We start from the raw sequence: 7462 nt of genomic DNA, 5'->3' as shown, positions 1-7462 counted from the left end.
CCGGACTTCCGCAGTTCGTAGGCATTTTCGTGCCTGCCGCGGAATGAAGGCGCAGGTCAGAGCGGTGCAGGGTGTCTGGAACGCGAAAATCTGTAGGCACACGACTTGCGGCGTGTCGGCTGGTGAAGCCGCATGCGATGTGGTGTTGTGTAGGTATGTACCTGCGGGAGACGCGGCGGAAGAACAAGGACGGCTCGGTGGTGTCGTATCTGCAGCTCGCGCACAACGAGCGGCACCCGGACACCGGCTCGCCGACCGCGAAGGTGATCCACAACTTCGGCCGCGCCGAGACCGTGGACCGGGACGGGTTGGCCCGGCTGGTGTCGTCGATCTCGCGGTTCCTCGCCCCCGACCAGTCCGCCGCGGCGTCGACCGCGGGCGGGGAGGTGGAGATCCTCGACTGCCGGCGCCTCGGCGGGGCGTGGACGCTGGACCGGCTCTGGGACCGGCTGGGGATCTCGGCGGCGATCCGCCGCGCCGCCGAGGGGCGGCGGCTCGCCGCCGACGCGGTGGAGCGGGTGATCTTCACCCTCGTCGCCCAGCGCGCGCTCGAACCCGGCTCGAAGCTCGCGGCGACCGGCTGGGTGACCGAACGCGTCGCCATCGAGCACATGACCGCGTTGTCCGACGATCAGGCCTACCGGGGCATGGACTTCCTCCTCGACGCCCTCGAGGAGATCGCCGCCGATGTGTTCAATTCCGTTGCGCACCTGTTAAACCTGGATTTGGACATCGTTTTCGTCGATACGACGAGCACCTACTTCGAGACCGAGGGCCCGGAGCGGGCCGATCCGCCCAGCGACGACGGGGCCGGTAACCCGGCCGAGTCCGGGGCGCGGGAGTTCGGCCACTCCAAGGACTTCCGCACCGACCTGCCGCAGGTGGTGATCGCGATGGCCGTCACCCGCGACGGGATCCCGGTGCGCTGCTGGACCTTCCCCGGCAACACCGCCGACACCGCGATCATCCGCACCGTCAAAGACGACCTGGACGGGTGGAACCTGCGCCGGTTGGTCTGGGTCGCCGACCGTGGTTTCGCCTCCGCCGCGAACCGAGCGTATTTGACCCGCGGCGGCGGGCATTACATCCACGCCGAGAAGCTGCGCCACACCAACACCGAGGCCGCCGCCGCGCTCGCCAGGCCGGGCCGCTACCACACCGTGGCCGGCAACCTGCGGGTCAAGGAGGTGCACGTCGCGCCCGGCGGTGACGGGGACGGCGACGGCGGCGCCCGGACCAGGCGATTCGTCGTCTGCCACAACCCGGACCAGGCGGACCGCGACGCGGCCGTACGGGAGAACCTCGTCGCGCACCTCGAAGAGCTGATCGACGGTTCCGACACCTGGACATCGCGCCGCCGCGACGAGCTGGTCGGCTCGCTCAAATCCAAGCCGGGACTGCGACGGTATCTGCGGCGCACCAACACCGGGCTGCTGCGCATCGACCACACGGCGATCAAGACCGAGGCCGGCCTGGACGGCAAGTGGCTGCTACGCACGTCCGACACCACCCTCACCCCGGAGGACCTGGCCGCCGCCTACAAGCAGCTGCTCGCCGTCGAAGCCGGGTGGCGCGACATGAAGGGCTCGCTCGGGCTGCGGCCGGTCTTCCACCACCGCGAGGACCGCATCCGCGCCCACGTCCAGTTGTGCTGGCTGGCGCTGCTGCTGATCCGGGTCGCCGAGACCGCCACCGGTGACACCTGGCGCAGCATCCGTCACGAGCTCGACCGGATGCACCTGGTCACCCTCGCCACCGACCACGGCCAGGTGGCGCAACGCTCCGCCGTCACCGCCGGGCAGCGAAAGATCCTTACCGCGCTCGAGCTGCCCGAACCGCCCCGGTTCTTCGACTTCGCCCCCACCGACGCGTAAGCGAGATCCCGCCAAAGCAAGGCCTGTAGTAACACGACCCCAACGCGGCCGCGCGGCGTCCCCGCACGTCAACACGCCTTTTCGCGGAATCGTGTGCCCATCAGCTGCGGAAGTCCGGTATGGGCTCACCAGCGGAAAAGACAAGAAGACCGCCCGCGACCCTGCGGCCCTTCCGAAGATCGTCGTCTACGACCCACAGCTCCTGACCGCGCTCCCTTCCTCGATCGTCGGCCCCAGCGGGATGAACGCCTTGGCCCACTGCGCCGAAGCCTTGTGGGCGACAAACCATGACCCGATCACCGACGCACTGGCTCTCGATGGTGCCGGCCGACTCCAGCGCTTCCTGCCGAGCGCGCACACCACAACCGACCTTGCACCCCGTGGAGAGGTTCTCATCGCCGCCTGCCTCGCCGGCATCGCGCTGGGCACAGTAGGCACAAGTCTGCACCACGCTTTATGTCATCTGTTCGGTGGAATGTGCGACGCTCCCCATGCCGAAACTCACGCGATCGTTCTGCCCTACGTCATCCGGTATCTGGAACCCGCGATCCCCGAGACCATGGCGCGTTTGGCCGAGGCGATGAAGTGCGACCCGACGACACTTGCTGACAATGTCTGGTCGCTGGCCCGGTCGGTCGGCGCACCGGCAGGACTCCGAGCCATCGGCATCACAAAGAACCAGATCGACGCAGTAACGGGAGCAGCTGTGGCCAAGAACCTTGTCAGTCCCCGGCCGCTCGATCTACAACCCCTCCGCGCCATTCTCCGAGATGCATGGAACGGCGAGCCTCCCCAGCCAAGTTGAGGCAGCGATCCCACCAAGCTGGTGGGAACCCAGTGTGCGAAACGTACGTAGGCCTTCGAGGAAGGTATGCACCTCTCATGGACTCGATCACCCAGATCGTGACTGATCTGTACAAGGCGTACAACAACCATCGCCCGGAGGATGTAGTGAAGCTTTACGCTCCGCGATGTCGGCACCGCGATGTCGCGGTTGGCGCAGACCATCGCAAACCGGAGCAGATCGCGGCTGGTCTCTCACGACTCTTCGAAGCATTCCCCGACGCGCAATGGAACCTTGGTGAGATTCTCATCGATGGCAACCGTGCGGCGGTGCCCTACGAGCTATCCGGTCACCTGCACGGCCGCTTGGGCTCGTACGAGCCGAAAGGACAAAGCCTCCTCTTGACGGGAGTGCAGATGCTGGAAGTGCGAGACAGTCAAATTATTTCAAGCACCGACTACTGGGATGGCGGCGCGCTCCATCGCCAACTAAACAAGTTCTAGGCCCAGTACCGTTTAAACTCGCATGAGGCGCTCTCTCAGAGCGTCGTGCGCGTAGTAGAAGCGTTCCCCTTTCCCACCTGCGCCCACTGCGGCATCAGTAAGAACCGGAAGCTGAGCAGTATGTAGGGATCTCGGGTCAGGCTGGCCAGTGGTTGAGGATTGTGGCCAACTAGTGGATAGCGGTCTATGGACTTGTCGGAGGGCACCTGTCGTCGGTTCGAAAACACCACACCTACCCGGCTACAGGGCAATCGTGTCCTCCTTCGTGGATGCGGCATTCGGGATGTGATTGGCCGCCTGTGGGGCGATCTCGAGATCGTCGAGGCACCCCACGGTCCCTTGTTCCGCACCAGGAACTTGAGGAGGGGCGTCGGTGCGTTGAAGTTCGCATGCATGAGCAATCGAAATGTACAGGTCTGCGGCCGCGTTTCGAGATCGGCACGTGTCCGCCCGATAGCGCAACCCAAATCCGCGCTGTCATCTGGACAGGACTCGACAGTAGGCCTTCCTCTATAGGTAGCAATCGTTCTAAACTATAAACCCATCGAATTACGTTATGGCATACTAACGTTGGTTAGGCTTCGGAGCCTGGCGCCTCGAGGTATAGCGAATTATGCTGCCAGACCATGGAACTTACCCACTCCCATACTCCTAACATCGAAATCGAACTGCACCCGTCGGAACCACACACTGACACAATGGCTTCGCGGTTGAACTGGCTCCGCGCCGGGGTGATGGGTGCCAACGACGGAATCGTGTCCGTCGCAGGTCTGGTTATCGGGGTCGCTGCGGCGAGCACCGAACGCTCGCCGATCTTCACCGTTGGAATCGCAGGGCTGGCGGCCGGCGCGGTGTCGATGGCACTCGGCGAATACGTTTCGGTGAGTACCCAGCGTGACACCGAACGCGCGATGCTTGCCGAGGAACAACGAGAACTTGAAGAATCCCCTGAACAGGAGTTCGCCGAGCTTGCCGCGCTATATCATGCAAAGGGTCTAAGCGTCGACACAGCACTCACGGTCGCCCACGAACTGTCTGAGCGCGATGCGTTCGCTGCCCACGTAGATATCGAACTGGGCATCGATCCAGACAACCTGGCTAATCCTTGGCAGGCAGCGTTTTCCTCCGCAATCTCGTTCACGATCGGCGCATTGTTACCACTAATCGCCATCCTCATGCCCCCTGTGCCTGCGCGCATCCCGGTCACGTTCGGAGCGGTTTTACTTGCGCTGGCGCTCGCCGGGACCATCAGTGCCCGACTGGGCCGTGCCGCACGGCGTCGGGCGGTGTTGCGCATCGTGGCGGGCGGTGCGATCGCGATGACGGCCGCATACGCACTCGGGCACCTTGTTGGCAGTCCCATTTGACCTCGACCTACCGACAATTTTGCCTGTAAGCCGAGTTGAGTAAGCCGGGTAGCGCTGTGTGTCAATATCTGGTGTGCGACCAACTCCGTCCCCTCACACCTAGCTGGCCCGACCCCGCGAGATCGACGGCGTTCGTGGGCGGCTGCGAAACATGAGCCGTTCAGTTCCACGGAGCGTGCCACCCCCCTGGTGATTCGTCGCAGCAGTCTCTGGCGCGGTCATTCCGGCCGAGACCGTTCCCTGGTTGATGGCTACTAAGAGGCCTAGAGCCCCCCGCGGCCGCTACGGCGCCCGAGCAATTGGTTGGAGCGCACCGTTAAGCAGTTACTCACTCGCGCGAGACCGGTGCCATGAAGCCTGTTCTCCTCATGAGTCCACTGCTCAACACCCAGCACTCGCGAGGAAGGAGGTCATCCTTGTTATCTACGTCTCACCGGGCCAGATTGTGTCCCATCTGGCGGAGCCGCAACGTCCTCACTATACGAGCGATTTCCTGGCGAAGGGACAACACAATCCGATGGTGATTCCATTGGCACCGATCAGTACAGAGGGACGATTGGCGCGTGAGTTCAGTGCAAGTGACACCCGCCTGATACGGGTCGCGTATGCAGTGATCGGTACCCACGCCGATGCGAAAGACATCGTTTCAGAGTGTTGGCGCGGGTTGGTGAAAGCGAGCGCACAAGCGCCGATTGACGATGTGGCAGCCTGGATAGTGGCGGTTACTCGCCGAGCTCTTGATGCCTTACGTGCAGATCAGCCGCGGCGCGAAACATGCATCGGACCAAGGCTCCAGGAGTCGACCTTGCAGTGCGCGGCCACAACCCAACAGGATCCGGCAGACCGAGTGACATTGGATCAGACAGTATGCTTCGCACTGATTGGCGTCATGGAAACGAAGGTTGCCCATCTATGACGGAAAGTGATGCTCGTGAGGTGACTCGTTCTGCTCCCGTCCGCAGTAACCTCTATCGTGGCGGACTCTCGATGTGGGCCTGGGTTTCCCAGCGCGTAAGCGGCATGGTTATCTACGTGTTCCTCTTGGTGCACGTCGCCGACAACCTCACTCTGCGAGTCTCACCCGAGGCCTATGACGAGGTTATCGGTAGCTACAAGACTCTCATCATGGGACTCGGTGAGGTGGGCCTCGTCGCTGCGATCCTCGGTCACGGTTTCAATGGGATTCGTATCGTCATCTTGGACTTCTGGTCGAACGGCATCGAGAAGTCGAAGCTGATGCTGTGGATCGTCGTGGTGCTCTGGGGGCTCGCGTTGGTCCCGTTCGTTGTGCGTCATCTGAGTCACTACATCTGAGGGGAAGCAAATGTCTGTCTCAATTGCCACGCGCGACCAGGCACAGCAGGCACGCAGTAAGGGGAACTTCGAAAAATACGCCTGGGTCTTCATGCGATTCTCCGGCGTGATGCTGTTGGTCCTGGTCGTTGTCCACGTCTATGTCAACTTGGTGGCGGGCGACGGTGTTCATAAAGTTGACTTCGCCTTCGTTGCTGGAAAGTGGGCAAACCCATTTTGGCAGCTGTGGGATTTGGCGATCTTATGGCTCGCAGTGCTGCACGGTACCAACGGTGTGCGCATCATCATCGCGGATTACTCCAGTCGGCCAGTCGTCAGGTTCTGGCTGACAACCTGCATCTATTCGGCAGCGGCGATGACGCTGGGGACTGCCCCGGCTCTGGTTGACACCTGACCTGTGAGGGATCTGCCCTCACGGTGGAAGGATGATCGACATGCCAAAGCCGTACCCGGAAGAGTTCCGCCGCGACGTCGTCGCCGTGGCCCGCAAACGCGAAGCCCCGCTGGAGCAGATCGCGAAAGATTTCGGGATCTCCGAGACTTGCCTGAAGAACTGGCTGCGCAAGGCCGACATCGAGGACGGCACCCGACCGGGCCTCACACGAGACGAATCCGACGAGCTCCGCGAGGCCCGCAAACGTATCCGGCTGCTCGAACAGGAAGCGGAGGTGATGCGCCGGGCGGTGGCCTACCTATCGAGGGACGTCAACCCAAAATGATGTTCCCGCTGGTCCGTGAACTTGCCGCCGACGGTATCGCCGTCGCGGTGACCTGCCGGGTGCTGGGATTCTCCCGGCAAGCGTTCTACAAGTGGAACACCGATCCCGTGTCCCGACGGGACTGGGACGATGCCCATCTGATCAACGCCGCACTCGATATCCACGCCGGCGATCCGGAGTTCGGATACCGGTTCATCGCCGACGAACTACCCACCCACGGCATCGTCGCCGGCGAGAACCGCGTCCACCGGCTGTGTTCGCAGCAGCGGATCTTCTCGGTGTTCGCCAAGAAGCGAGGACTTCATCGTCGCTCCGGGCCACCGGTCCATGACGACCTCGTCAGGCGGCAGTTCAGCGCCCAGCAGCCCGACCGGTTGTGGTTGACCGACATCACCGAGCACTGGACCGATGAGGGCAAGCTCTACCTCTGCGCGATCAAGGACTGCTTCTCCACCCGGATCGTCGGCTATTCGATCGCCGACCGGATGACCGCGGACCTGGCATGTTCGGCGCTGCGAAATGCCATTGCGCTCCGCAACCCGGACGGCACCGTCGTACATTCCGATCGCGGCAGCCAGTTCCGTTCCGGGATCTTCGTAGAATTGCTGACCTGCAATGGTTTACAAGGATCAATGGGGAAGGTGGGGGCATGTGGTGACAATGCCGCGATGGAATCGTTCTTCGCGTTGCTGCAACGCAATGTCCTCGACCGTCGCCGCTGGAGCAGCCGTGAGGAACTACGGTTGGCGATCGTCGAGTGGATCGAGAAGACCTACCACCGGCGTCGCCGGCAACGCGGTCTCGGTCGACTGACACCCGTCGAATATGAGACGCTCCATCAGACCGCACACGCGGCCTGAAACTGCACACCCCGTGTGTCAACCAGGGTGGGGGCAGTCCC

8 protein-coding genes are annotated in these 7462 nt (G+C 62.8%); all 8 read left to right on the top strand.

Annotated elements, in window-relative coordinates:
- The first annotated feature begins 155 nt into the window (after nucleotides 1-155).
- The 8 genes from ACNJ7E_RS22535 (at nucleotide 156) to ACNJ7E_RS22500 (ending at nucleotide 7421) form a co-directional block, all read left to right on the top strand.
- On the top strand, nucleotides 156-1874 hold the full coding sequence (locus ACNJ7E_RS22535; protein ID WP_418340312.1) for an IS1634 family transposase: 1719 nt from the start codon (nucleotides 156-158) through the stop codon (nucleotides 1872-1874).
- A 91-nt stretch (nucleotides 1875-1965) separates the two neighbouring features.
- Nucleotides 1966-2679, top strand: a complete 714-nt coding sequence (locus ACNJ7E_RS22530) for a dehydroquinate synthase/iron-containing alcohol dehydrogenase family protein (RefSeq protein WP_418341012.1) — start codon at nucleotides 1966-1968, stop codon at nucleotides 2677-2679.
- Between the two features lie 77 nt (nucleotides 2680-2756).
- Complete coding sequence (locus ACNJ7E_RS22525) at nucleotides 2757-3161, top strand: ester cyclase (protein WP_418341011.1); 405 nt, start codon at nucleotides 2757-2759, stop codon at nucleotides 3159-3161.
- A 698-nt stretch (nucleotides 3162-3859) separates the two neighbouring features.
- Nucleotides 3860-4528 (top strand): VIT1/CCC1 transporter family protein, encoded by a 669-nt coding sequence (locus tag ACNJ7E_RS22520; RefSeq protein ID WP_418341010.1) that lies wholly within the window; start codon nucleotides 3860-3862, stop codon nucleotides 4526-4528.
- Nucleotides 4529-4775: 247 nt separating this feature from the next.
- Complete coding sequence (locus tag ACNJ7E_RS22515; RefSeq protein WP_418341009.1) at nucleotides 4776-5444, top strand: sigma factor; 669 nt, start codon at nucleotides 4776-4778, stop codon at nucleotides 5442-5444.
- Entirely contained in the window at nucleotides 5396-5842 is a 447-nt protein-coding gene (gene sdhC / locus ACNJ7E_RS22510) for a succinate dehydrogenase, cytochrome b556 subunit (protein WP_418341008.1), read from the top strand. Before ACNJ7E_RS22515 ends, sdhC begins: the two co-directional genes overlap by 49 nt.
- Before the next feature lie 10 nt (nucleotides 5843-5852).
- Nucleotides 5853-6236, top strand: a complete 384-nt coding sequence (locus ACNJ7E_RS22505) for a succinate dehydrogenase/fumarate reductase transmembrane subunit (protein ID WP_418341007.1) — start codon at nucleotides 5853-5855, stop codon at nucleotides 6234-6236.
- Nucleotides 6237-6276: 40 nt separating this feature from the next.
- Nucleotides 6277-7421, top strand: a protein-coding gene (locus tag ACNJ7E_RS22500; protein ID WP_317762045.1) for an IS3 family transposase whose coding sequence is annotated in 2 segments (ribosomal slippage) — nucleotides 6277-6556 and nucleotides 6556-7421 — 1146 coding nt in all. Because the reading frame shifts where the segments join, the coding sequence is not laid out codon by codon here.
- Nucleotides 7422-7462 lie beyond the last annotated feature (41 nt).

Origin of the sequence: Rhodococcus mengyinensis, from assembly GCF_048381435.1 — a bacterium.
In the GTDB taxonomy this organism is placed as follows: Bacteria; Actinomycetota; Actinomycetes; order Mycobacteriales; family Mycobacteriaceae; genus Rhodococcus_F; species Rhodococcus_F opacus_D.
This window is presented reverse-complemented; position numbering and strand designations above follow the sequence as displayed.